At 63.0% G+C, this 25,287-nt stretch carries 17 protein-coding genes; 8 read left to right on the plus strand and 9 right to left on the minus strand.

Annotation, left to right across the window (positions count from 1 at the left end; translation table 11 throughout):
* Window positions 1–35: 35 nt before the first annotated feature.
* A complete protein-coding gene (locus ACERK3_09175) occupies window positions 36–2,480 on the plus strand; it encodes a hypothetical protein (GenBank protein MFA9478465.1) in 2,445 nt (814 codons plus the stop codon).
* 100 nt (window positions 2,481–2,580) lie between these two features.
* Here the strand turns inward: ACERK3_09175 and ACERK3_09180 are convergent, their stop codons facing one another.
* Entirely contained in the window at window positions 2,581–3,378 is a 798-nt protein-coding gene (locus ACERK3_09180) for a sensor histidine kinase (protein ID MFA9478466.1), read from the minus strand.
* An 816-nt stretch (window positions 3,379–4,194) separates the two neighbouring features.
* On the opposite strand from ACERK3_09180, the gene ACERK3_09185 reads away from it, so the two are divergent.
* The 3 genes from ACERK3_09185 to trxB all read left to right on the plus strand — a co-directional run bounded on the left by ACERK3_09185 (window position 4,195) and on the right by trxB (window position 7,840).
* On the plus strand, window positions 4,195–5,238 hold the full coding sequence (locus ACERK3_09185; protein MFA9478467.1) for a ParB/RepB/Spo0J family partition protein: 1,044 nt from the start codon (window positions 4,195–4,197) through the stop codon (window positions 5,236–5,238).
* 56 nt (window positions 5,239–5,294) lie between these two features.
* Window positions 5,295–6,191, plus strand: a complete 897-nt coding sequence (locus ACERK3_09190; GenBank protein MFA9478468.1) for a deoxyribonuclease IV — start codon at window positions 5,295–5,297, stop codon at window positions 6,189–6,191.
* 647 nt (window positions 6,192–6,838) lie between these two features.
* Window positions 6,839–7,840 (plus strand): thioredoxin-disulfide reductase, encoded by a 1,002-nt coding sequence (gene trxB, locus ACERK3_09195; protein MFA9478469.1) that lies wholly within the window; start codon window positions 6,839–6,841, stop codon window positions 7,838–7,840.
* A 218-nt stretch (window positions 7,841–8,058) separates the two neighbouring features.
* Here trxB and ACERK3_09200 read toward each other — a convergent pair whose 3' ends face one another.
* The 4 genes from ACERK3_09200 to ACERK3_09215 form a co-directional block, all read right to left on the minus strand.
* Window positions 8,059–8,862 (minus strand): type II secretion system protein, encoded by an 804-nt coding sequence (locus tag ACERK3_09200; protein MFA9478470.1) that lies wholly within the window; start codon window positions 8,860–8,862, stop codon window positions 8,059–8,061.
* Between the two features lie 597 nt (window positions 8,863–9,459).
* On the minus strand, window positions 9,460–10,617 hold the full coding sequence (locus ACERK3_09205) for a Gfo/Idh/MocA family protein (protein ID MFA9478471.1): 1,158 nt from the start codon (window positions 10,615–10,617) through the stop codon (window positions 9,460–9,462).
* Between the two features lie 122 nt (window positions 10,618–10,739).
* Window positions 10,740–12,119: an aspartate aminotransferase family protein gene (locus ACERK3_09210; protein MFA9478472.1), complete on the minus strand. Its 1,380-nt coding sequence runs from the start codon at window positions 12,117–12,119 to the stop codon at window positions 10,740–10,742.
* Window positions 12,120–12,195: 76 nt separating this feature from the next.
* Window positions 12,196–12,996, minus strand: a complete 801-nt coding sequence (locus ACERK3_09215; GenBank protein ID MFA9478473.1) for a DeoR/GlpR family DNA-binding transcription regulator — start codon at window positions 12,994–12,996, stop codon at window positions 12,196–12,198.
* A 201-nt stretch (window positions 12,997–13,197) separates the two neighbouring features.
* Here ACERK3_09215 and ACERK3_09220 point away from each other — a divergent pair, with 201 nt between their 5' ends.
* Complete coding sequence (locus ACERK3_09220; protein MFA9478474.1) at window positions 13,198–14,595, plus strand: L-fuculokinase; 1,398 nt, start codon at window positions 13,198–13,200, stop codon at window positions 14,593–14,595.
* Between the two features lie 173 nt (window positions 14,596–14,768).
* Window positions 14,769–15,911: a mandelate racemase/muconate lactonizing enzyme family protein gene (locus tag ACERK3_09225; GenBank protein ID MFA9478475.1), complete on the plus strand. Its 1,143-nt coding sequence runs from the start codon at window positions 14,769–14,771 to the stop codon at window positions 15,909–15,911.
* A 94-nt stretch (window positions 15,912–16,005) separates the two neighbouring features.
* On the opposite strand, the gene ACERK3_09230 is transcribed toward ACERK3_09225, so the two are convergent.
* From ACERK3_09230 to ACERK3_09240, 3 genes are all read right to left on the minus strand, one after another.
* The gene (locus ACERK3_09230) at window positions 16,006–16,782 is read right to left on the minus strand and encodes a creatininase family protein (protein ID MFA9478476.1); all 777 of its coding nucleotides are present in this window, start codon (window positions 16,780–16,782) and stop codon (window positions 16,006–16,008) included.
* A 174-nt stretch (window positions 16,783–16,956) separates the two neighbouring features.
* On the minus strand, window positions 16,957–21,081 hold the full coding sequence (locus ACERK3_09235; GenBank protein ID MFA9478477.1) for a chemotaxis protein CheB: 4,125 nt from the start codon (window positions 21,079–21,081) through the stop codon (window positions 16,957–16,959).
* Between the two features lie 60 nt (window positions 21,082–21,141).
* Complete coding sequence (locus ACERK3_09240) at window positions 21,142–21,516, minus strand: PGPGW domain-containing protein (protein ID MFA9478478.1); 375 nt, start codon at window positions 21,514–21,516, stop codon at window positions 21,142–21,144.
* A 286-nt stretch (window positions 21,517–21,802) separates the two neighbouring features.
* Between ACERK3_09240 and ACERK3_09245 the strand changes: the two genes are divergently transcribed.
* Window positions 21,803–22,123: a hypothetical protein gene (locus ACERK3_09245; protein MFA9478479.1), complete on the plus strand. Its 321-nt coding sequence runs from the start codon at window positions 21,803–21,805 to the stop codon at window positions 22,121–22,123.
* A 352-nt stretch (window positions 22,124–22,475) separates the two neighbouring features.
* Window positions 22,476–24,707 carry an alpha-L-rhamnosidase C-terminal domain-containing protein gene (locus ACERK3_09250; GenBank protein MFA9478480.1) on the plus strand — a complete coding sequence of 744 codons (2,232 nt, stop codon included), beginning with the start codon at window positions 22,476–22,478 and terminating at the stop codon, window positions 24,705–24,707.
* Between the two features lie 123 nt (window positions 24,708–24,830).
* On the opposite strand, the gene ACERK3_09255 is transcribed toward ACERK3_09250, so the two are convergent.
* Entirely contained in the window at window positions 24,831–25,058 is a 228-nt protein-coding gene (locus ACERK3_09255; protein MFA9478481.1) for a hypothetical protein, read from the minus strand.
* Between the last annotated feature and the right edge of the window lie 229 nt (window positions 25,059–25,287).

Consider the following 25,287-nt stretch of genomic DNA (forward strand, 5'->3'; position numbering starts at 1 on the left):
GGTTTGATTTTGCGGTTGATGAAATGATGCTTGCGATGTTGAACATGACGTTTGCGGAGAGTGGTCGATCGCTGATGGATCGGCTGACGGGGGTGTCGCGCGTCAGTTGGGCGGATGAGCAGGCGGTGTTGGGGTGGCAGTATCCGTTGCCGGCGTGGGTGTGGGCGGTGATCGTGTTGTCGGCGTTGGTGTTTGCGTGCTGGAGTTACAGTCGGCTGCTCGGGCCGAGGCCGGCGCGGATGGCGTTGGGGGTGGTGCGGTCGTTGTTGATTGTGCTGGTGGCGGCGTTGTTGATCGGGCCGATGCTGGTTCGGCCGGACGAGCGGGTTGAGCCGGACACGTTGCTGGTGTTGCTGGATCGCAGTGCGTCGATGCAGATTCGCGACACGCCGGACGTGAGTAATGGGTCGCAATGGTTGTGTCGTGACATGGCGATGCGGCGGGCGCTGCATCGTCAGATGGATGTGTTCGGCGAACAGGGGCTGGCGCGTGAGCGGTCGTTGACGTGGCTGGGGTTTGGTGAAGAGACGTTTGCGTTTGAGCCTGCGTTGGATGAGCCGGACGAATGGCCGGAGGCGAATCGGCCGGGCACGAATATTCGTACCGCGATCGAGCAGGCGCTGGCGGCGGCGGGCGGGCGGCCGATCAGCGGCATTGTGATTTTCTCCGACGGGCGAAGCCCGCAGGCGACGGGCGCGGAGCTGGTGCATCGGCTTCAGCAGCAGGCGGTGAGCGTGTACAGCGTGCCGCTGGGCGCGGACCCGATGCCGACGGATCTTCGACTGGGGCGGATCGATCATCCGGACCAGGCGTTTGTGGATGACATCGTGCCGGTGACGGTGCGCGTTGAAAAGTTCGGCGGCGAAGGTGAGATCGACCCGTCGCGCGTGCGCGTGCGGTTGATCGACACGGCGACCGACGAAGTGATGGACGAGCGAACGCTGGAAGAAGGCGGGCTGGATCAGCCCGTGCGATTGCGCGCGGGTTCGGACACGCCGGGGCAGGCGCGGTGGCGGGTGGAGCTGGAGCATGATTCGCCGGACGCCGCCCCACCGCTGCTGGATCGTCGTCAGCGGCAGACGTTGTTGACGGTGGAGATACTCGATCGGCCGTTGCGTGTGTTGTATGTGGAAGGCTATCCGCGTTGGGAGTATCGCTACCTCGCGGCGATGCTGGTGCGGGAAGATTCGATCGAGTCGAGCATGTTGCTGCTGTCGGCGGACCGTGGGTTTGCGCAGGAAGGCGATCGGCCGATCACGCGGTTTCCGCAGGACCGCGAGGAGATGAGCGAGTTCGATGTGATTGTGTTGGGCGATGCTCCGCCGGACTATTTTTCGAGCGATCAGATCAACTTGATTCGCGATCATGTGTCGGAAGGCGGCGCGGGTTTGTTGTGGATTGGCGGCGAGCGGTTTACGCCGGTGGCGTATGAGCGGACGGCGTTGGCGGACTTGTTGCCGATGCAGCGGCCGGGCAACGTGACCGCCCTGCCGTCGCCGACGCAGGGTTTTGTGTTGATCCCGACGTTGCAGGCGCGGGCGCTGAATGTGCTCGAGTTGTCGGGGCCTGAGCTTGTGCAGAGTCGGATGCAGATCAGCGATGCAGCGGCGGATGAGCTTGATCGGTTGCTGTCGGACTTTCCCGACTGGCCGCGCGCGTTGCCGCCGTTGCGGTGGGGTCAGGAGATCCGCCCGTTGAAGCCGACGGCCGAGCGGTTGGCGGTGGCGTATGACCCGGAGGCGCAGACGAGCGACCCGCCCCCCCTGCTCGCGCGGCTGCGGTATGGCGCGGGGCAGTCGTTGTATGTGGCGACGGATGAGGTTTGGCGATGGCGATACGGGCGCGGCGAGCTTTACTTTGAGCAGTTCTGGATTCAACTGGTTCGCATGCTCGGCCGAGAGCGCGTGCAACAGACGGACGACCGGGCGCAGTTGACCGTGTCCAGCAGGCGTGCGCAGATCGATCAGAGCGTGGTGGTGGAGTTGCACCTGGACGACCCGGCGTTGCTGGAGCGTGAGCTGGCGACGGTGTCGGCGACGGTGAACGACCTGTCGGATGACGAGCGGGCGATCGATCAGCTCGAGCTTCGGCCGACGGGCAACGATGGGGCGGGCAGCGGCCGACGGACGTATCGCGCGAGCTGGCGACCGACGCGGGCCGGGCCGATGGAGCTGCGCGTGACCGATCCGGCGCTGGATGATCTGGAACTGGCGGCGGCGGTGGAGGTGATCGCGCCGGACGACGAGATGCGTCGGCCCGAGCCGAACCACGCGCGGCTGGCGTCGTTGTCGGAGCAGACCGGCGGCGAGGTGGTGCCGCTGGATGAGCTGGAGCGATTGACGGAGCTCGTGCCCAACCGTGCCCGGCGGACGGCGGAAGACGTTCGCGACCCGCTGTGGCATTCGCCGCTGGCGCTGGGACTGATCCTGCTGCTGCTGACGACGGAGTGGATTCTGCGGAAGGCGATCCGGTTGGTTTGAATCAGTTTCTAGTTTCTAGTTTGGCGTTTCTAGTTGAGGCGCGGGACCACTCATGAAGTGGGCGGGCCGAGAGCCAACTCGAAACTCGGAACTCGAAACTTCAACCCCCGATTGGCAGTTGCAGGTGAAACGTTGCCCCCTGGCCGGGGGGGCTGGTGACGTTGATCTTGCCGCCGGCGCGGGTGAGCAGGTCGCGGCAGATGCACAGGCCCAGGCCGGTGCCCTTTTGTGAGCCGGGCGCGGGCGTGTCGGTCAGTTCGTGGGTGACGAACGGTTCGAAGAGACGTTCGCGGATGGCGTCGGGGATGCCGGGGCCGGTGTCGGCGATGTCGAGCGCAACATGATCATTGTTCACTTGACCGGTGATGCGCAGGGCGCCGCCGCGGGTCATGGCTTTGCGTGCGTTGAGAACAAGGTTCAGCAGGACCTGCTGAAGGTCAAGCGGGTTGATGGCGACGGTGACGTCGGGGATGTCGAGGGTGAGGTTGATGCCGTCGCGTTTGGGGTCGCGGCCGAGGCAGGCGAGCGATTCGTCGACGACGGTGGGCAGGTTGGCCTGGGTCTGGTTGGGTTCGTCGCGGGCGAAGCCGAGCAGTGAGGAGGAGATGTGGGCGGCGCGTTCGGCTCCGCTGAGCGCTTTTTCGAGGGCCTTGCGGTTGAGCGCGGCGTCGTCGGGGTTGGCCAGGGCGAGCTGGGCGTAGCTGATCATCGGCGTGAGGATGTTGTTGTACTCGTGGGCGATGATCGTGGCGATGGTGCCCAGCGTGGCGAGCCGATGCGATTCGGTGAGGCCGGCGCGCACTTCCTGCAGCTGGGCTTCGAGGTGATCGAAGTGCGCCAACAGGCGATCGACCTGGGCGAGTTCGTCCGGATGCGGCGGTGCGGTGGTGGTAGACATAGCGGCTCCCTGTTAAGGGATATCGGCGGTTGTGACCCCCCTACTTGATGCGGCGGTGGCCGGCTTTGGTATGAACAGAGTTCATTTCGTGGTGATGCCGCCCTGCCTCCGTTTAATCTTCTTAAATACATGACGATAAAGGGCTTGTGTTTTACGAGCGGGTTGTATCTCGACAGGCTATGCGTATGTCGCGGCGTGTACGACCGATGATCGGTGTGGGTCCTTTCACTTCCCTTTCTCCTGCCTCACTCTCCTCCGGTTTTTAGGTGGTGGTCCATGTTGAGTGCTGTATACTTACGGCCGTGCTCGCGCAGTTCAGCACGGCTTAAAAGCCGTGGCACCCGATCAAGATGTTCACAGCGAACCCTTGAGCTCTTTTCCCCGCCGCTTGGACCAGAGTAAGTCCCGGACGTTCACCGGCATCGGGTTCCACGTGGAACATCGCTGGCGATGCGTTTCGAAATGTTGAGGGGTGAGGTGCAGGGATGTGTTGCATGGGTAGGGCTCTGGTTCCGCTGTTGTACGGGATCGCCTTGCCCTTTGAGGCTTGGGGACCGAGGCGCGCGTTGAGGGGCAGGTGTGAATGATTGGCGGCCCATATCCGGTGGTTTCAGACGATGGTGACATATCTGGTCAGAGTTATTTCTCATTCAGGGAGCGGGTGAGGCGATTAAGACTAACCAAAGGCTCGCGTGATACCGCCATGGCAGCTCTGTTCCACGTGGAACGTGTGGTTGGCGGTGCGGCGGGTAGGCGGTACACTGGCGCGGATACGGTGGTGTGGTGGTTCCCTTTTTGCTGTGAGAGGTTTCGTTTATGGCTACGAAGAAGCGTCCGTCGCGGTTGGGTCGCGGTTTGAGTTCGTTGATGGCCCAGCCGGTCGCGGTGAAGGAAGAGGCGAAAGGGACGGATACGGCCAGGGCGACCGCCCCACCGTCGTCGCCTGAGAAATCAACCCAAGCCAGTAAGACCACGTCCAGCAAGGCTGCGGTCGACGAGCCAACCGCGCCGGCGACGGCGGCGGATGGCCTGCATCGGCTGCCGATCAAGTCGATTCGGCCGAACCCGCATCAGCCTCGGCAGACGTTCGACGAAGGCGCATTGCAGCGACTGGCGGACTCGATCGCCCGCGAGGGCATCATGCAGCCGATCGTGGTTCGGCCGACTGAGAGCGAGAAGGGGGGCCAGCCTGCCTATGAACTGGTGGCAGGCGAACGACGCTGGCGGGCGGCCCAGCTTGCGAAGCTCGATGTCGTGCCGGCCATCGTCCGCGAACTCGACAACCGGCAGCTCGCGGAATGGGCGCTGATCGAAAACCTCCAGCGGGAAGATCTCAACCCGATCGAGCGTGCCCAGGCGTTTCAACGCCTGATCGACCAGTTCAGCCTTCGCCATGATGATGTGGCCCAGCGGGTGGGTGTGGAGCGGTCGACTGTATCTAACTCTTTGAGATTACTAAACTTAGATGATTATGTGCAGAAGCTGCTGCTCGCTCAGACCCTCTCGATGGGCCAGGCGCGGGCCATTGCCGGCTTATCGGACACTACGGCGCAGCGGCAGGTGGCTGAGCGTGCGGTGCGGCAGGGATTGTCGGTGCGGCAGGTGGAGCAGCTGGTGCGGAAGCTGGCGGAGACGGAAGCGGACGGTGGCGACACGGACCCGGGCGAGGCGTCGGCGGGCCAACGGCGGGTGCGGTCGGCGTACCTGGCGGACCTCGAACAGCAGTTGGCAGAGCAGCTGGAGACGCGCGTCCGCATTCGGCCCGGGCGGAAGAAGGGCAGCGGCACGCTGAGCGTCGAGTTCTACTCGCTTGAGCAGTTCGACGGCCTGATGGAACGGTTGGGTGTGCAGACGGAGTAGCGGTGGCGCGGCTGAGGCGTCACGACCGGGGGGCGGTTCGTCGTTACCATGGCGACATGTTTGGTAGCCATCTATCGATCGCAGGCGGTATGCATCATGCCCTGATCGAGGCGCAGCGCCTCGAGATGACGTGCGTGCAGGTTTTCACGAAAAATCAGCGGCAGTGGCGCGTGCCGCCCTTGCGTGATGAGCAGGTGTCGGCCTGGCGGGAGCACATGGCCAGTACGGGCATCACCAACGTCGTCAGCCATGACAGCTACCTGATCAACCTTGCGAGCCCGAAGCCGGAAGCGCGCGACAAGTCGATCGCGCTGTATCGCGACGAGATGCAGCGCTGCGATGCGCTCGCGATTCCGCATCTGGTGATGCACCCCGGTGCACATCTTGGCGAGGGCGAGTCGGCTGGGCTTCAGCGCGTGATCGATGCGTTTGATCAATTGCACGATGAGCTGCCCGACGCGTCGGTGATCACCTGCCTGGAGATCACCGCGGGGCAGGGCACGACGTTGGGCCATCGCCTGGAACACCTGCGGACGATCATTGACGGCGTGCAGGCGGGCGAGCGCCTGGGTGTCTGCCTCGATACCGCCCACCTCCTCGCGGCGGGGTATGACCTGACCACCACACGCGGCGCCAAGGCCGTGTTGCGCGAGGTGGATGACGTCGTCGGCCTCGATCGCGTACATGTGCTGCACTTGAACGACTCGAAGACGCCGCTGGGTAGCCGAGTGGATCGACATGAGCACATCGGGCACGGCCACATCGGGATCGACGGGTTCAAGGTGTTCGTCAACGAGCCGACGTTTCGCGACGTGCCCAAGATTCTGGAAACGGCTAAGGAAGATTCGCCCGACGGTCGGCCTTGGGATGTGGTGAATATGGAAACCTTGCTCGGCCTGGTGAGCAAGCGGCGGGCCCCTGCGCGAGCGAGGAGCCAGGGCCGACTCGCCTGATTGGGTCGTTCGATTTTTTACGCCAAGACGCCAAGACGCCAAGGCGCCAAGGACAGCAAATCGTCTTGCCACGAAGACACGAAGAGAACACGAAGAAAGGCAGAGTATTTTTTTTGGCAAGGCAGGGAAGCGTGCATCTGTTCCGAAACACCCGCCCCTCCCAGTCATCCCCCTTCCTTCTGATTCTTGCTCCCCCCTTCGTGCCTCCTTCATCCCCTTCGTGCCTTCGTGGCTTGCCTTTCTTTCTGGCGTCTTGGCGTCTTGGCGTAATAAGTGATTAGATGCGTTGGCTCTTAGCAAGAAGCAAAAAAGCTTGACCCGGGAGGGGGGGCGCTGGACAATAAGCGGTGCAGACGGTGACGCGTTTATTGTCAGAAAGGAGAGTTGCCCCGGCAAGCATAAGGCCCACATCTTTTGAGCCGCCGAGCGATGGCGACGGTATTTGATATTTCCTGTAATTCTTCGCTAATTTTTTTCTATATCCAATCTGCATCGCTCGACGGTTTTTTTATGCGCTGCGGGCGCGGCGCGGGTTCGCCCATCACATCACTGCGTTTCACGCAACGCATCGCGCGGGGCAATCGCATCTGCCCTGCGCGGGGCCCGCTTCGGTCAGCTTTGCGCGGAGTTGTTACAATTCGGCGACTATGGCTTCAGATGCGAAAAATAACGGTAATCCGGTCGAAAAAGTCACCATCATCGGCTCGGGTCCGGCCGGCTGGACCGCGGCGATTTACGCGGCGCGGGCCAACCTCGATCCGATCGTCTACGAGGGCAAGCCCAAGCAGGACCCGGACCTGATCCTGCCCGGCGGTCAGCTGATGCTGACGACCGAGGTGGAGAACTACCCCGGCTTTCCGGAGGGCATTCGCGGGCCGGAGATGATGGACGCGTTCAAGAAGCAGGCCCAGCGGTTCGACACGCGGATCGTGACGGAAGACATTGAGCGCTGCGACTTCGACAAACGGCCGTTCGAGCTGCACACCGCGGCCGGCGACGTGGTGCGCAGTCACACGGTGATCATCGCGACGGGCGCGACCGCCAACTGGCTGGGCCTGGAGAGCGAAGGTCGGCTCGCGCGATCGGGCGGCGGGGTGAGCGCGTGTGCGGTGTGCGACGGCGCGCTGCCGATCTTCCGCGATCAGCCGTTGGCGGTGATCGGCGGCGGGGACACGGCGATGGAAGAGGCCAGCTACCTGACCAAGTTCGCGAGCAAGGTGTACATCATCCACCGGCGAGCCGAGCTGCGGGCGAGCAAGGTGATGCAGAATCGCGTGCTCGACAATCCCAAAGCCGAGATGGTCTGGGATACGGTGGTGACGCATGTCAAAGGCGACGAACGCGTGACGGGCCTGGAGATGAAAAATCTCAAGACCGGCAAAGAGTCGACTCTGGATGTGAAAGGGCTGTTCCTCGCGATCGGCCACACGCCGGCGACGCAGTTTCTCGAGGGCTCGGGCATCGAGCTGGACGACCAGGGCTACGTCAAACTGAAGGACGGCTTCCGCTCGACGACAAACATCGATGGCGTGTTCGCGGCGGGCGACGTGGCGGACGCGACGTATCGGCAGGCGGTTACCGCGGCGGGCATGGGCTGCAAGGCCGCGATCGACGCGGAGCGCTGGTTGGCGGACAATGAGATCGAGTAACGCGAAGCGCCCTTTTGGCGCTCATTGTTTAGCCCACGCGCCCACGCGTGGGCGCGTGGGCTAAACGTAAACGTTCCGATCGTATTGGGTGTGCATAACTAAAAAGGCCGACCGCATGGCGTGCGGTCGGCCTTTTCTTTTTCAGCAAGCGATCAACATGATCATCTTGCGATCAGCTTGTTCAATGCTTGATTGTTGCCAAGCGTGTTGATCACGAATCAGTCGGTCCACTGTTGTTCCGGACCTGAGTAGGTCAGCCAGCCGCCGTTGTCCGCGGCGGTGCCGTCAACCGTGCCGACCGCGTTGGCGAACATATGCCAGGTATCCAGAGCGCCGCTGCCGTAGCGGGCGCGCTGGCGGTGGTCGGTTTCGAAGGCGACGCTGTTGTCGTTGCTCGCCATGCCGCCGCGCCAGTCGTTGCTGCCGGCGCGGGTGTGGACGCTGTAGATGCTCGTCGCCGAATGAGCCATGGCGCGGTCGCCCATAACGATGGCTTCGGTGTTGAGGGTTTCGCTCCATTCACGAACGCGTTGGCCGGGCCGCTTGACGCCGTCGGCGTTGCCGATCTGAAGCATGGCGTAGGAGTAGACGTCGGTGACGGCGCTGATGTTGGTCGGCTGGGTCACGACCTGGCTATTGCCTTGCCATTCCACCTTGTTGGTGTCGGCGGGGCTGATGATGTACTCGGGGGTGAAGAAGTTGCCGTTGAGCAGCACGGCGTACCGGCGGGCGGGATGTGAGCCGCGGAGCGCGCCGGCGCGGAAGGCGCCCGTGTCCGCGCCGTTGCCGGTGTCGCCAGCGATGTTCCCATCGCCGTCGAGGCCGGGGAAGTTGCTGCGGTTGCTCTGGGCGAACATGACCATGGCCTGGTGGATACCGCGGATCTGCGTGTTGCTCTGCATACGGCGGGCCGTGGCTCGGGCAGCGCCGAGTGCGGGCAGCAGGATACCGATGAGCAGGGCAATGATCGAAATAACTACGAGCAGTTCGATCAGGGTGAAGCCTTTACGGTTCGATTGCATGTTTCGATACTCCTGAAAAAATGATGCGAATAATGATGCCACGAGACACGAGTGGGATGGTGCAGGTCAACCAGTGGTCGGCTGCGCCTCGCAGTCTCGGCCGCGATCGCCCGGCAGACACCTGCCTGGCGCGATCGGCAGACGGTGCTCGGCACGATAAGCGAGGACGCACCCGCTTGGAGCCGACATACACACATCACACAAAGCACAACACGTGCTTAGCGAACGCAAATCAGATTGTCGTACTGGGGGGATCCACAACCGGCCGCGGGTTACGTACTGCGGGCGGGTTGGTTGGCGAGAGGGCGGCGGCGTTGCGACAGGCGGGTTCGGATAACCGAACGGGATGATACCTGTTGGATTTCGTTAATCAGGAAACAGCCTGACGCAGTGTGCCACAAACTCATGCCCACTCGACCGACGTTTGCCTCCAACGCCCGCGGGGAATGCGGGCGATGCGGATCACTGCTGATAGAAGTTCAGCAGACCCACGCATCTTAATATCGCCCTGACAGGTGTGTCAATAGGAATTTTTGTCGGAATTTTGCGCGGCAGGCCGGGGCGCTGCGCGGCTGGTGTCGGCCCGGCCCCGGCGGATCAGGGTTGGCGGATGGGGGCGGTCTGCTGGTCCTCGGCGGAGTGGAGGGCGGCGTCGAAGATGGCGTGGCTGATGGCGGCCTCTTCGGGTCGCACGCAGCCGGCGAAGCGGGTGGGGGTTTCGCCGGTGACCATTTCGTGGAGGTAGGCGGCCCACATCTGTTGCATCGCGTCGGTGAAGCCGAACTCGAAGATGCCGCCCGTGATGGTCGGGTAGGCCGTGTCGAAACCGGTCTGCACGTGTTGCCACGTTTGTTCGCCGCCGGTGTATTGCAGACGTTCGAGTTGTCTGGGGTTGCGGGTGTTGAAGCGGACGCAGCCTTGCGTGCCGAGCACTTCAACGTACCAACTGTTTTTCTCGCCCGGCGCGATGCGATGCGTGCGCAGTGTCCAGGGGAAGCGGTCGCGGGTGTCGGGCTGCTCGGCTTCGATGAGCAGGGTGGCGTTGTCCCAGGTTTCGCAAGGCACTTTCTTTGACGAGCCCTTGGCTTCGTAACGCTCGGTGACGAGGTTGTTGAGCACGGCTCGCACGTTCAGCGGCCGCCAACCTGCGCGCAATGGGACGTGACAGGCGTGCATGCCGAGATCGCCCATGACGCCATACGCGCCGTTGGTGGCGATCTGTCGTTTCCAGTTGATCGGCTTGTTCACGTCGAGGTCGGACGAATGCAGGAAGCCGGTCTGCACTTCGATGATGCGTCCGAGTTCGCCGCGGTCGGTCATGCCGCCGATCTGCTGCACTGCCGGGAAGAAGGGGAACTGCGACACGCAGCGGACGAAGACGTCGGGGTGTTGCGCGATGACGGCGTTGATGGCTTCGTTGGCCTTGCGGTCAATGCCGAAAGGCTTTTCGCCCATCAGGTGTTTGCCCGCTTTGATCGCGTCGATGTAGGCCTGTTCGTGCATGTCGTGCGGCAGGGCGATGTACACCGCGTCGACATCTTTGTTGGCCAGCAGCTCTTTGTAGTCATGCGTGACCTGTTTGATGGTGGGGAAATTTTCGGTGAACCAGGCGAACGGCTTGTCGGAGCGGTTGCAGATGGCAACCAGCTCCGGCCGAGCCGGTGCATCGATCAGGTGACACCAGCGCGCTGCGGCGCTGGCGAACTCTTTGCCCATCAAACCACAACCAATGATGCCGAATCGGATCGTTTTCATATCGCGTCTTTTTTGTCAGTCTAAATTGTTGGCGGCGCGGGCACCGCGTTGTCTTGCGTCGGGGAAGGCAGCGCGGGCCGTGAAGCCCGCGCTGCGAAGTGGAACTTTGGATCGGGGGTTGATCAGGCGTAACCGAGTTCGCGGGCGGTTTCGCCGATGGCTTCGTCGATCATGTCCAGGCCCTTGAGCAGCATCTTTTCGCTCATCACGATCGGCGGGCTCATGCGAAGAATGTGGCCGGCGGGAATCCAGGCGAGGCCTTGCGCGAACGCCTTCTGATAGACGAGCGTGCCTGCTTCGTCGAGCGGTTCCTTGGTGTCGCGATCTTTGACGAGTTCGATGCCCATGAGGCAGCCCTTGGCGCGCACGTCGCCGACGATTTTGTGCTCCTGCTTCATCTGTCGCATTCGCTTGAGCGCGACCTCGCCGAGGTGCAGCGCCCAGTCGTTGAGCTTTTCATCTTCGATGACTTGCGTGGACGCGAGGGCCGCGGCGCAGGCCATCGGGTTGCCGCCGTAGCTTGACGAGGCGCTGATGGACTCGAAGCTTTCCTTATACGGTTCGCGGACGGCGACGCAGGTCACGGGGAAGCCGTTGCCGAAGCCTTTGCCGATGGTCACGATGTCGGGGACGACGTCCCAGTGTTCCATGCAGAGCCATTTGCCGGTACGGCCCCAGCTGGCGAGCACTTCGTCGATCATCATGAGCAGGCCGCGGTCGTCGCAGAACTTTCGCAGCTTGGGGAAGAAGTCGTCTGGCGGCATGACCGAGCCGCCCCAGCCCTGGATGGGTTCGAGGCAGAAGCCGGCGACGTCGCCGACGGTGGCTTTGTCGAGGTACTGGTCGTAGAACTTGAGGTATTGATCGGTGTCGATGGTTCCGTCGTCTTTGGTCCAGATGGGTCGGTATTCGTCGGGACGGGGGACCATGTGGCTGCCCGGTGCGCGGACTCGGCCGTAGACCTGGCTGCGGATGTGTCCGAGGCTGACGCCGCCATAGGTCTTGCCGTGGTAGTCGTAGTAGCAGGAGACCATTTCGTTCTTGCCGCTGGCGGCGCGCATGACGCGGAGGCCGGCTTCGACGGCGGTCGTGCCGGAGTCGTAGAACTGGAAGCCGTTGAGGTCGCCGGGCAACACCTCGGCGAGCTTTTCGCAAAGCTCTGCCTTGATGGGGGTGGTGAAGTCGTGGGCGTTCATCAGCGTACTGGCATGCTTGGCGATGGCTTCGCTGATTTTCGGATGGCAGTGGCCCAGCGTGGTGACGTAGATGCCGCTGGAGAAGTCGATGTATTCGTTGCCGTCGACGTCGCGGAGGACACAGCCGTTGCCTGACTCGAAGGAGACGGGGAAGAGCTTGACTTGGCCGGAGAGCCCTTTGAAGTACTTGGTGCAGCGGTCGTGCCACTGCTTGCTCTTGGGGCCGGGGGGCGCGGTGACGACGTTGGGCAGTTTGCTCAGGTCGGCGTCGGCCCAGTTGAGTGTGGAGAACTCGGTTGCGGTCATGGTGGGTATCCTTTGCTTCGTTACTTTGTGGACTGAGTGTTTACTGAAGTTTCGTTTGGCTTGTTGTTGATTGAGGTCAGGGTTGGTGTGTCGGCGGTTGCAGGACGCGTACGCCGGCGTTGGTGAGGTTGTCACGTTGTTGGGTGTTGAGGTTGTTGTCGGTGATGAGGCCGGCCCAGTCGCGCAGGTGTGCGAAGCGCATGAGTTCCTGTCGGCCGACCTTGGTGTGGTCGGCGACGCTGTAGGCGGTTGCGGCGGCGGTGGCCATGCGTGCGAGCATGCCGCCGACGTCGGGCGAGACGTTGTAGACGTAGCCGGCGTCGTCGATGGCGTCGGCGCCGATGAAGGCGATGTCGGCGCGGAGGGTTTCGAGGTTTTGCAGGGTGATTGAGCCGACCATGTCGGGCGAGTCGTGTCGGAGCTGGCCGCCGAGGAGGATGGTGGTGATGTGTTCAGCGGCGAAGAGCTCGGAGGCGATGGGGAGGGAGGTGGTGATGACGGTGAACTGGCCGAGCGTTTTGAGTCGGCGTGCGATGGCGAGGGTGGTGGTGCTGGAGTCGAGGAGGACGGACTGGCCGGGCTGGATGAGGCCGACGGCGACGTCGGCGATGGCTTCCTTGGCCTGTGTCTGCTGCTGGGCGCGTTCGAGGAAGCGGAATTCGAAGGAGATCCGGGCAGCGGGGGCGGCTCCGCCGTGGGTGCGGAGGACGCGGCCGTCGTTGGCGAGGTCTTGCAGGTCGCGGCGGATGGTCATGCCGCTGACGGCGAAGGCCTCGGCGAGCTGCTCGACCGTCTGCTCGCCGGCGACCTCGAGCTTTTCGAGGATGCGGCTGCGGCGGAGGTCGGGGGAAAGGGTTGTCGCCACATGTTCATTCATGTTATTATATGTTTACTTTGAACATTGGCGGTTGTCAAGGGGATTCCGGGGTTCGCGGGGTGGGCAGGGCGGTTGTGGTGGGATGGCCGAAAGCGCGGGCCAAGGCCCGCGGCTAAATTGTGAAGCCTTGTTGTTGCAGTGATGGGGTGTTTGGGGGGGTGGTTTGGGGTGGTCTGGGATTGACCTTGAAATGGAAGGGATGTGACAGTGTCTACTGTACTGACGTTTGATCTGGGTACGACGCTGTTCAAGGCGTGTTTGTTTGATGATGCGGGTGAGATGCTGGCGCTGGCACGGGTGCCGACGCCGACGGACACACCGCGGCCGGGGTGGGCGCAGATTGAGCCGACGCGGTTTGAGGCGGTGTTGGCGGAGCTGTCGGCGACGCTGCGGGAGCAGGATGCGTCGGCGTTTTCGCGGCTGCGGGGGATTTCGTTTTCGACGCAGACGAACAGTGTGTTGTTGTTGGATGAGGCGGATCGGCCGGTGTCGCCGATTGTGTTGTGGTCGGATCGGCGGGCGAGTGAGTTGGCGGAGGCGGTGGGGGTGTTGGCGGATCAGCCGGGGTATGCAGAGGAGACGGGCGTGACGGGGGTGAGCCCCAACTTTGCGGTGGCGAAGCTGATGTGGTTGCAGCGGCATGAGCCGGAGGCGTGGGGGCGGGCGCGGAAGTGGCGGTTGATCGGCGATCAGTTGGCGTGGTGGCTGACGGGGCGGCATGTGACGGAGGCGGGGGCGGCGGGGTTGACGGGGCTGCTGGATGTGCACCAGTTGCGCTGGCGGGCGGGGGCGCTGGAGGCGGCGGGGTTGTCGGAGCTTGAGCCGCCGACGCCGATGTATGCGGGGGCGGATCTGGGTGTGGTGGATGCGCAGCGGGCTGCGGCGCTGGGGCTGCCGAGCGATTGTCGGGTGATGCTGGGTTGTCTGGATCAGTATGCAGGGGCGTTGGGTGCGGGCAATGTGGGGGTAGGGGGGTTGAGCGAAACGACGGGGACGGTGCTGGCGACGGTGAGCCTGGCGGAGTCGTTTGACGCGTCGCCGGGGGCTGGCGTGGTCCAGGGGCCGGCGTGGCGGGCGGGGTTGTGGTGGCGGATGTGCTTCGGGTCGGCGTCGGCGAACCTGTTTGAGGCGATGCGCAACGCGGAGGCGGACGACCCGACGTTTACGATGCTTGAGGCCGAGGCGGCGGCGGTGCCGGCGGGGGCGGATGGGCTTCGGCTTGATGTGGAGGAGTCGGCCCGGACGGGGACGCCGACGTTTGAGGGACTGGCGGCGCGGCATACGCGCGGGCATCGGGTGCGGGCGCTGTTTGAGGGGGTGGCGCGGGCGTTGTCGGGTCAGGTGGCGGCGCTGGAGGGCGGGCGTCGGCCGTTGTCGGTGCACTCGGTGGGCGGGGCGTCGCGGAGCCGGCTGTGGTTGCAGATCAAGGCGGATGCGCTGGGCGTGCCCATCATTACGATCGACACGCCTGAGCCGACGAGCCTGGGGGCGGCGGCGCTGGCGCTCGCGGGGCTGTCGGACGACTCGCTGGCGACGGTGGCACGGCGGGTGACGCATGTTCGCGAAGTGATCGAGCCGACTGCGCGGGCGGGGCGGTGATCGCAAGGTGGCATGACGTTACTGCCCCTGGTGAGGGGGATTCGTTTACGCTGACGGTCTCACATGGAGTCACGTGGGCTTTGGCGGCCTCGAGCCAGAGGGGAATGCGGATGCACGGTGCTTCGTGTTGATGGCGGGCTGACAAGCATGGCCATGGATAAGGGATTCGTCTGATGAGCAAGTCGAATGTGATCCGTCGCATCATCGTTCATGAAGTGAAGGTGCCTGCCAAGGAGGGTGCGGTCAATCATCCCAGTGTGGATCATCCGCTGCACAAGATCACCGTCGCCGGCCAGGCGGCGTGGTCGGTGCAGTTCGATGCGCTGAGCAAGGTTATGCTTGAGTTGGAGCTGGATAGCGGCATCGTCGGCCTGGGCGAATGCTATCGCGATCATGCCCCGGCGACAATCGACAACATCGCCCGCTCGCTGATCGGGCAGGACATCCTGACGCTGAATCGGCAGCAGTTGCCCATCGGCCACTGCCGGGAGTATGACGGCTTTGAGTGTGCGATCACCGATGCCTACGCGAAACTGCACGACCTGCGCGTGGCTGACCTGCTCGGCGGACCGGTGCGGGATCGCGTGAAGGTGGGTGCGTGGACGGGGCATCGCACGGTCGACGAGATGGGGCCGATGGCGCAGCGGTTCGCCAAGCAGGGCTTTGACAACTGGAAGCTCAAGTGCGGGCTGGACGATGACGTGGTGGGCTGGTGCGAGCGGGTGGCCGAGGCGTCGCCGGGCATGACGGTGACGCTGGACCCCAACGAGCGGTGGGAGCGAGCGGACGAAGCGCGGTCACGCATCGCCAGGCTCGCCGAGGTGGGCAACGTGCTTTGTCTGGAAGACCCGATTCCGCGCTGGATGCTGGCGGAGTATGCGGAGCTTCGAAAGTTGAGCCCGATCCGCATCGTGCTGCATGTGTCGCTGCCTTACATCGTGCATGGCCAGCGGGTGTCGGACGCCGTCCTCGCGCTGCAGCATCGCGCGGTGGATGGGTTCAACTTCAACGGCGGGCTGGCGGGCTTTGCGCAACTCGACCGCATCGCGGCGGCGGCGAACCTGCCCTGCTGGCATGGTTCGGAGGTGGACCTGGGCATCCTCGAAGCGATGTACGTGCACCAGGCCGCGGCGGCGGTGAGTTGCACCTGGCCCAGCGATATCTTCGGCCGTATGGTGCGGGAGCATGATTTACTCAAGCAGCCGCTGCGGATCGAGCCGCCGCACGTATATTTGCCCGAGGGGCCGGGGCTGGGCGTGGCGCTGGATGAAGACGCCGTCAAAGCGCATGCTTTGGATCGAAAGGTTTACGAATGAGCTCGCTGTTTCAGGCCAACCCGTTTCCGCAAGCCGACGTTGACCGCCACGCCATCTCGGAGATGCTCGTCAAGCGGCGGTGATGCCGTGCATATCAGCGCGGCCCGAGCGTTTCGGGCATCGACCAACTGGCGAACTCGCTGACGAAGGCAACCACATCCGCGGACACCGCTTCGAGCACCGATGCGCCTTTCGCTTCGCTGGCGGCAGTGGGCTGGCCCAGGCTGCCGGTGGCGGTCATACGGCTGAAGCGGCGGAAGAGGGTGACGCGCTTCTCACCTTTCAGCCAGGGGCTGTCGAGGATTGTCGGCGCATCGCTGGCCAGGTCCTGCTTCACCAGGTCCGGTCGCAGATGAAGCATGAGGCTTGTCTCATACTCGCAGGCATGTGTGATGCCGGGTGACTGCATGCCCAGCTTCGTCGCATCGGGCTTGCCGACGGACCACCACGACGCGAACGCGAGCAGCGCGTCGGCCGCCATCGGCTGAAGATCGGAGAGTTCGGTCAGGGCCTGCGCCACCGGCGTTTCGTTGCCGCCGTGGCCGTTGAGAAAGAACAGCCGACGGAAGCCGGCCTGCAGCACCGACGTAGCGAGGTCTTGGATGACCTGCGTGTAAAGCGTGGGCTTCAAGCTCAGCGTGCCGGCGAAGTCGAGGTGATGATGACTCGACCCCAGCCAGAGCGGCGGCAAAAAGATCGCCCGCTCACCCAGCGCCGCCTCGGCCCGCTCGGCGATGGCGGTCACCTGCACCGTGTCGGTGCATAGCGGCATGTGGTGGCCGTGCTGTTCGATCGAGCCCAGCGGAATCACCACCGGCGTCGCCTTGTCCATCGCCGCGATGCTGGGCCAGGTCTGTTCTTGCCATTTCATGGGTTCATCTCGCTTCGGTTGACTGCCCGCTTCGACCAATGGCAGCGTCTCTTGGGTATGGTGCAACTGCGGCATATCAATGCGAACCGAGTATTGCACGTCTGTGATGAACGCCCGCCGGACCGGCATCTTTCATCGGATTTCGTACTGTTGATTCTGTGTCGAACTTCCGATTCACGACAATAGCGTTAGTCGCAGGATCGTGTCGATCATCCGCTCCGCGTCATCCGACTTGGACAGGCAGGTTGCGGCACCGGCGTCGGCCATGGCGCGGGCAGCTTCTCCGCCCTCGCTCTGCATGGAAAGACCAATCACGAGGATATTCGGCCAACGGCGGTGTATTTCACGCGTGGCCTCGAACCCGTTCATGTGGGGCATGTTCACATCCATGAGCACAACGTCGGGCTGGAGTTGCTCCACCGCGGCGATCGCTTCAACGCCATCGTTGGCCTCCCCGACCACCGTGACGCGGGATGTCTGGTGAAGGATCGTGACGATGCCGTTGCGGACGAGCACGTGGTCGTCCACGACCAGCACGCGGATCACGCCCTCCGCCGGCTCCGCGCCGTCGGTGGGGGGCCGGCCTGGAGACTGCACCGCCTGAGCCGCCGGATCCTCCGTGGTCGCGGCGACGGGGACTTCGACATGAACCCGCGTCCCCTCGCCAGGCGCGGAATCAACCGACCAGTCCCCGCCCAGTGCTTCGATGCGGTCGCCTAACGCGAACACGCCGAAGTCGCTCCTGCCGGCCTGCAACGTCTTGGCATTGACGTCGAAGCCGACACCTTCGTCGCTCACTGTGACGTGCAGCCGGTCGTGATCGGGCCGAACCGTCACGGCCGCCTCATCGACCCCGGCGTGCTTGACGACGTTGAATAACATCTCGCGGATGCTTTCGAACAGCAGCGTCCTGGTTTCATTGGACAGCGCGGGCTCGGCATCGTCGGCGCTGATTTGCACCTTCAGGCTGTGTCGGTGTGACATTTGCTCGCTTAACCATTGCAGGGCCGGGGTCAGGCCCTTTTCGTACAACGCCTGCGGGACCACCTGCCGCACGAGGCTGCGCGTCGTCTCGATGGCTTCGTCAAGATGATGAAGTACCTGCTCCAGGGTCTGGGCGACCGCCTCATCCTGATTCTGACTGCGGGTCAGGCCGAGCTGCATCTTCATCCCCACGAGCAACTGCTGAAGATCGTCGTGCAGGATGGATGCCATCCGCTTGCGCTCCCGCTGCTCGGCTGTGGCCAACTCGCGAACCAGGTGCTGTAGTCGCGTGGTTTGCAGGCGGAGTTGGACCGTCCGCTCGTTTACCAGTCGCTCCAGCTCATCGCGGGAGCGCTCAAGGGCCTGCAGTTCCTGCTTGCGCTCGGTCACGTCCTCGATAGCGAGCAGAATGAGCTGAAGGTGGTCGATACGCCGTGCGTTCAGGAGCAGGGTTCGCGGGCCGAGTCCGGGGAAGTCGTGCTCCAGCTCGTAATCGTCCATCACTTCGTTCTTGGGCAGGATGTTCTCCAGCAGTTGGCGCAGCTCGGGGATGTCCCAGTGCCCCTCGTTGATCTCGTAGACCAACTGCCCTTGGAGCTCGTCCGATTCGACGGCGAACATCTGATCAAATGCGGCGTTGGTGTCCTTGACGCGCAGGTTCTTCCCGAGCACGAGCATCGGGTTGCGGACGGTGTTGATCACTTCTTCCGCCACATGCTTCGCTTTGTCGATCGCCTCCTCAATCTGTTTGCGCTCGGTGATGTCGATGAACGTGATCACCACACCCTCGATGCGATCATCGCTGGTGCGGTAGCATTGAAGCCGAGTCAGGTACCACCGGCCCTGCTCGGTAGCGAGCTCGCGCTCCACCGGCGTAAGCTGGTCGAGCACACTTTGAAAGTCCTCTTGAAGCTGATCGTAGCTCAGGTGGTGTGTCAGGTCGGTCAGCGAGCGCCCGCGATCGCTGTTGCGCATGCTGAACAGTTCGGCCATGCTGGGTGTAAATCGCCGGATGCGCATCTCCCGATCCAGGAAGACCGTGGCGATGTTCGTCGCGGTGAGCAGGTTGTGCAGGTCGCTGGTGAGGTGGTCGAGCTCTTCAACTTTCTGCCGGTTCTCCTCATTGAGTGTCGTGAGTTCCTCGTTCATGCTCTGCATCTCTTCCTTGGAGGTTTCCAGTTCCTCCATGGTCGAGCGCAGCTCTTCGTTCGTGCTCACCAGCTCCTCGTTGTAGGCCTGTAAACGCTCCTGGCTGGCGTCGTGCTCCTCGACCAGCGCCTGCATGCGTTGCTTGGTCTGGTCCAGTTCAGAGGCCAACTCCCGAGCGTTCGCGTCGGCCGGGGTGTTTGAGGCCTCGGCGGCCAGTGCGCCAGCGTTTTCCAGTTCATCAAAAATCACCAGAAAGAAGCCTGCCATCTGGGACTGATCGATTGGCTGAACACGCAGGACCACCTCACGTAATTCCGACGCGATCGACAACGTGACAGGCCGTGAACGATGACCGGCCTCCAGATCGCGCGCGGCATGCACAGCAGCGCGCAGTTCCAGCCGCAATGGTTCCGGCACGAGCCGATAGACGTTGTTGGTCGGCGGGCCGCCGGGCATCTGCATGTATCGCCCGGCCCGGGCGGAGTAGTGCACCACCTCGCCATCGGGGTTGATCAGAATGCTGGGCGGGGCGTATTGTTCGACGACCCTTTCGTGCATGGCCCCGTAGCTGGTGGCTGGCTTGGCTTGCGGTGGGGGCGCCTGCCCCGAGAGCGTGTGGCTCTGGGACGGCTGGAAGATGGACGGCGACGGTTTGTGGGCGGGGACGCTACGTCGGCGGTACAGACCGAACTTCTTGTTCTCGCAGATGAACAGATCGGTATCGATCGCCTCGGCCGTGCCCAGCAGCAGGTAGCCGTCTTCGTCCAGGGCATAGTGAAACAACGACGTCAGGTGTTTTTGAGCATCGCGTTGCAGATAGATGAGCACATTGCGGCAGCAGATAAGCTGGAGGTGGGAGAATGGCGGATCCTGCAGAATGTTGTGTGTGGCGAAAACGAGGCGCTCACGAACGTTCTTGTGGATTCGGTAGCTGCTGTTTTCCTTGTCGAAAAATCGGCTCAACCGCTCTGAGGAGACGTCGCCTTCGATCGAGTCGGGGTAGATGCCTTCCCTTGCCTTGCGCAGCGCCGGCTCGCACAGGTCGCTGGCGAACACCTGCAACTGCCTGGGCTTGACCTCTCGGCGAGCTTCTTCTTCCATCAAAAGCATCGCCAGCGAATAGGCTTCCTCGCCGGTGGCGCAGCCGACGGACCACGCCCGCACGCGGTCGGCCGGGCCCTTGTCCTTAAACAACTGGGGGATGACCTCAGCTTCCAGGCGTGCGAAGACTTCCGGATCACGGAAGAACTCGGTGACGGTGATCAGCAAATCCTCGAACAGCAGCCCCATTTCCTGTTCCTGCTCCTGCAGCAGGCGCAGGTAGTCGTCCAGGTGCTGCACGCGATGCAACTGCATGCGTCGGCGGATACGGCGGAGGATGGTCGACCGCTTGTAGTGCGCAAAGTCGTGCCCGGTGTGGGTACGAACATGGGCGAGGACATTTTGAAGCATCCTCTCGGCCTGCTCGGCGAGCAACGGATCATCGTCGGACATGGGGACCTGCGGCGACGCCTGCCCGATGTGGAGGATGTGGGCGAGAATCTCTTCGAGCGGGAGGATCAGGTCCGCCACGCCGGCGGCGATGGCGCTGCGGGGCATGGCGTCGTGTTCCGCTTCGTCAGGCGACTGGACGATGGTCAGCCCGCCGCGCTCGCGGATTCGCCGGAGCCCGGCCGTGCCGTCGGACCCCGTGCCGGTGAGCACCACGCCGACGGCCTGCTCCTGGTGCGCCTCGGCGAGCGAGCGGAAGAAGTGGTCGATGGGGGCGCGCTCCAGCCGCTTCGGTTCGAGATCGGACAGCCGCAGGTGCGTGTCGATCACGTCAATGTTGGCTCCGGGCGGAATGACGTAGACGTGGTTGGCTTCCAGCGACGTGTCGCCCGTGATCTGTTGGACGGGGATACGGCTATTGGCCTGAAGCAGCGGCGCGAGATGGCTTTCGTGATCCGCGGCGAGGTGAACCACCACCACGAAACAGGCGCCCGGCTGCTCGGGCATGGTGGCAAACAGTTGCTTAAGCGCCGTCAAGCCCCCGGCCGAGGCGCCAATACCCACCACCCGCATCGCTGGCGAAGGCTGGCTGGGGTCGACGGCCCCTTCGTCGGGCCGCCTCGAAGGCTCAGGCTCGGTACGCCGGGGACGTTCTTCCGCTGCGCTCATGCTCATAGGAACCATTCTATGAGCCAAACACATCGAACGCGTCGGGCATCTCTAAGATCACGTTCATCAGCCTGGTTGGCCCGGCTTCCTGAAACCCGCCGGAGGCAGCTCCAGCGGCGGCTGGTGACGCTTGGCGCGAATCCAGTTAGCGGCACGGAAGATCGGCCGACGACGGATCAACCAGCGCTCCAGATCGCGTTTGCGCGGAAAATCCAGCAGCATGATCGCCACAAAGATCGTCAACACCCCCTGGCCGGGCAACACCAGCATCGCCAGCCCCGCCAGCAGCAGCACCACACCCAGGCCGTTCTTGGCGACCACCAGCAGCAGGTGCAGCGCTGGCCGACGCGCCGGCCAGTCCCGCACCGGTCGGCGAGTGAAGTAGTCGGCGGGCAGGCGTGCAATCAGCAGCGGCATCGCGATCAACGTGGCGAAGAACATCGCTACGCTCACGGCGGTCAGCGACCAGAGCAGGGCCTCGTTCTCTTGCAGCCAGTTGAGCAGGGTGTGGTTCCTTCATTACCGGAGGTTGCCGCAGTGAGCCAAGACACCTGGCTCACCACACGAGCCGAAGCGTGCGTTCAGCAGAGCCGCATCCAGCGTACTGACATCGACGGCCTTCGCGCAGCGGCAAGTCACATCGAGCAAAAAAAATCTCGACGTTGAGCAGCACGACCACCGCACTTCTCGCCGGCCTGGCAGTCTTGGCGAGTATGCTGGGTCAAAAATGACGTGGCAAAAGTGCAAAACCCTCACCGACGGCTTCCACCTGAAAGACCAGCGCAGGACCGGCGAGCACATGCCCTTGGGCCAAGGCGACACCGACGTCCGCGCCATTCTTGAAGATGCTGCCACGGCTGGCTGGTCAGGTCCCTGCACACTCGAACCGCACCTCGCATACTCCAAAATGATGCTCGCCAACTATGCGGCCGGCACAATGGAGCGAACGCTGGCTGACATGTCCAAGGCGGACGCACTCCATGTTGCTGCGACCGAAGCACAGAAACTGCTCGACGAAATCGGGGTTGCAGTTCCGCAGCATTGCTGACAGGAGATCAAAGGTCAAACTCCGCTTCAAATGCTGTGCGGCTACGCGTTTCGTTGTTCGGCACGGGTGTTTGTCGCTGGGGATGGCTGCTGAACGATCCCGCTGCTACGATGGCGTTGCCGTACGCACAGCAACGGCTGGGCGCGTTCCTGTGGTCGAGTGATAGACGAGGTGATGAATGACGTGTGGGCTATCGTCGGCCGATCCGCTTCGCTCCGCGAGCTGGCTGTGGGCGGGTGGGGTAACTGAGCTGCGGAACAGTTATGCGCAGTTTCGTCGGGATTTTATACTGGACACTGTGCCGAGGCGAGCGCCTCTTCATATCACGGCGGACCAGCAGTACCGACTGTTTGTGAACGGCAAGTATGCGGGGCGCGGCCCGGCGCGAGGCTATCAGCGCTGTTGGCCTTACGATGTAATCGATATCGCGTCGCTGTTACGGATCGGTCACAACTGGCTGGCTGTTGAAGCCTACAACCCCGGGATCAGCACTTTCCAGTACCTGCATCAGGGCGTGGCGGGTTTTATCTGCGCGGCTCGTTGGGATGATCTGACGTTGGTCAGCGACGGCCAGTGGATTGGGCGCGTCGATCCGGCCCGGCGGTGGGACACGGTTCGTCTCAGCCAGCAACTGAATTACCAGGAGCACGTTGACCTGCACCGCGATGATCGACGGTGGATTACAGCGCGTTCGGCGCCGACGGATTGGACGCGGCCTGTCTCGGTGCGCCCGTTCGGTGCAATGCCATGGCACGACCTGGAGCCTCGCCGCATCCCGAATCTCGGCCACGAGCAGTTGCTCTACAACGCGGCGGTGGCAGAGAGTTGCGGCGTTTCGGGCGAAGCTTGGTCTGATTGGCGTGACATTCAAGCGGGCTGGCGTCTGGAACGACAAACAGCAAAGTGGGGCAAGGTCGCAAGCGCACGCTACGACCCACAAGATGGGGTGTTGCGCTTGCCGGGGAGCGGCGCGGGGAATTGGCATGCGGTGGTGCTCGATATGGGCCGGCCTGGGGTGGGAACGTTTGAGTTAGCCGTGGAAGCCGCTGCGGGAAGCGAGGTCGTTGATCTCTATGCGTGTGAATGGCTGGATGCTGATGGCGGGCCACATGTGCCGGGGCCAGGGACATGCTGCGAGGCAGCGATGGCTGGGCGCGTCAGGCTGAGGCGCGGAGCGAACGCGTTTGAAACATTTCAGTTGATCGGTCATCGCTTCCTGACCATGATCGTGCGCAATAGTGATAACGAACTGACATTGAGGATTCGGCTGCGTCACAGCGTGTACCCACTGCAGGAAGCCGGTGCGTTTGAAAGCAGCGATGCTGTCGTGAACGACATTTTTCGCATCTGCAAGGACACGCAGCGTGCGTGCATGCTGGATGCTTACGTCGATACGCCGTGGCGGGAACAAGCACAGTGGTGGGGGGATGCGCGAGTGCAAGCCTGGAATACGTTTCATCTCAGCGACGACGCGCGGCTTCTGGAACGGGGCATTCGGCAGATTGCCACGCAGCGTGTGCCGAACGGCCTGACGTACGGGCATGCGCCGACCATGGCGCACGGCTGTATCTTGCCGGACTTTTCGCTGATCTGGTGTCTGACGCTGTATGACCATTACTGGCAGACAGGACAGCCGAATTTATTTGCGGAACTTTGGCCGGAGGTGGAACGGGTACTGGCGTATTTCGACGATCCCGCTCACCAGGCGAATGGGTTGCTGAAGCACGACCCGCGCTACTGGTTGTTCTTGGACTGGTCGAACCTTCAAAAAGAGGGCGTGCCGACGCTGCTGAACCTGTGGTACATTTATACGTTGGCCCGGTTGGCGGAACTGGCGGAAGCCGTGGGAATGGGCGACGCACGGCAGGAACTGGACAATCGTCGTGAAGCCGTCACCGCGCTTGCCATGCATCACCTGTTCGACGAGCGAAGCGGGCTGTTCCGCGACGGTATTCTCCCGAACGGCGAACCGAGCGAGACCCATTCGATTCACAACCAGACGCTGGCGATCATGTCGGGGCTTGCAGCTGAATCGCATGCGACCATGTGGTCGCAGAGCCTGCTTCCCTATCTGCGAGGCGACGCGATCGAGGGAGCGTTGCCATCGAGTTATTGGGTGACATACATTTACCAGACAGCGAGGCAGGCGGGGGAGGACGCGGTGGTGCTGGATCATTTGATTCGTCACTGGCGGCCGATGATCCGGTTCGGTGGCTGCAGTGAATGGTTTGTGGTGGATGATACGACGCCGCAGCCGCCGACGACATACGACGGCACGTTCAGTCACGCGTGGGCGGCCCACCCGATCTATCACCTGATGGGTAGCTTGGGCGGGTTGGTGCAGACGCAGCCCGGCTGGCGTGCGGTGCGTTTTTCGCCCGCCTTCGTACAGGTCGATTGGTGTGCGATTCAGGTGCCGACGCCTCACGGGCTTATCCGCAGCGCTTGGCAATGCAACGATGACAGAATCACGGTTGAGTTAACGCTGCCGGACGGCGTTCGAGCTGACGTGGCGCTGCCGACGGTGGCCGAGGCGGGAGTGACAGGTACATGTCGCTGGAACGTGCCGGTGGGCGAACGGTGACGTCGCCAGCAGTGTGCTTGTACTTCACCGCGGTCACACAATAGACAGGTCCTTCATGGTGCGCAACGATGAACGGGTGGATTGCGAGTAGGGGCGCGGCCCCCTTATGCCGAAGGCCGCGCCTTATTTCTTGAGGAACAATTCGATCACGGGAACGCTCACATCGGGCTCGTGCTGGGGGAGGTTGAGCGTCAGGGTAGTTTGGTCGGCAGTGATCTGATTGCCATGCCATGCGTCGAGGCCGAGTTGAATCTCACTGGCGTCGTGGAGGAACTGAGCGTACTCGACCCGGCCGGCAAGGCCATCGAGGTGCAGGTGCTTGTAGGGCCAGGCGAGCAGGTGCTCGTACAATCGTTTTGTGCTGGGGTTGTACGTCAGTCGGCAGTCTTGAGCGGTGGGGATGGCCCCGCAACCTGCCCGAAGTGTGCCGGCAGCAAAACATGACCGAGCATACCGACGATCGGTGGCGCCATAGGGACGGCGGCGTGACCTTGTGTATATAACTCTCCATATCAAATACTTACGCTTAATCTAATCGACGATTTTGCGCTGAGTTTCACTGGCTCAACCCCCGCGACAC

This window comes from Phycisphaerales bacterium AB-hyl4 (genome assembly GCA_041821185.1).
Lineage (GTDB): Bacteria > Planctomycetota > Phycisphaerae > Phycisphaerales > Phycisphaeraceae > Natronomicrosphaera > Natronomicrosphaera hydrolytica.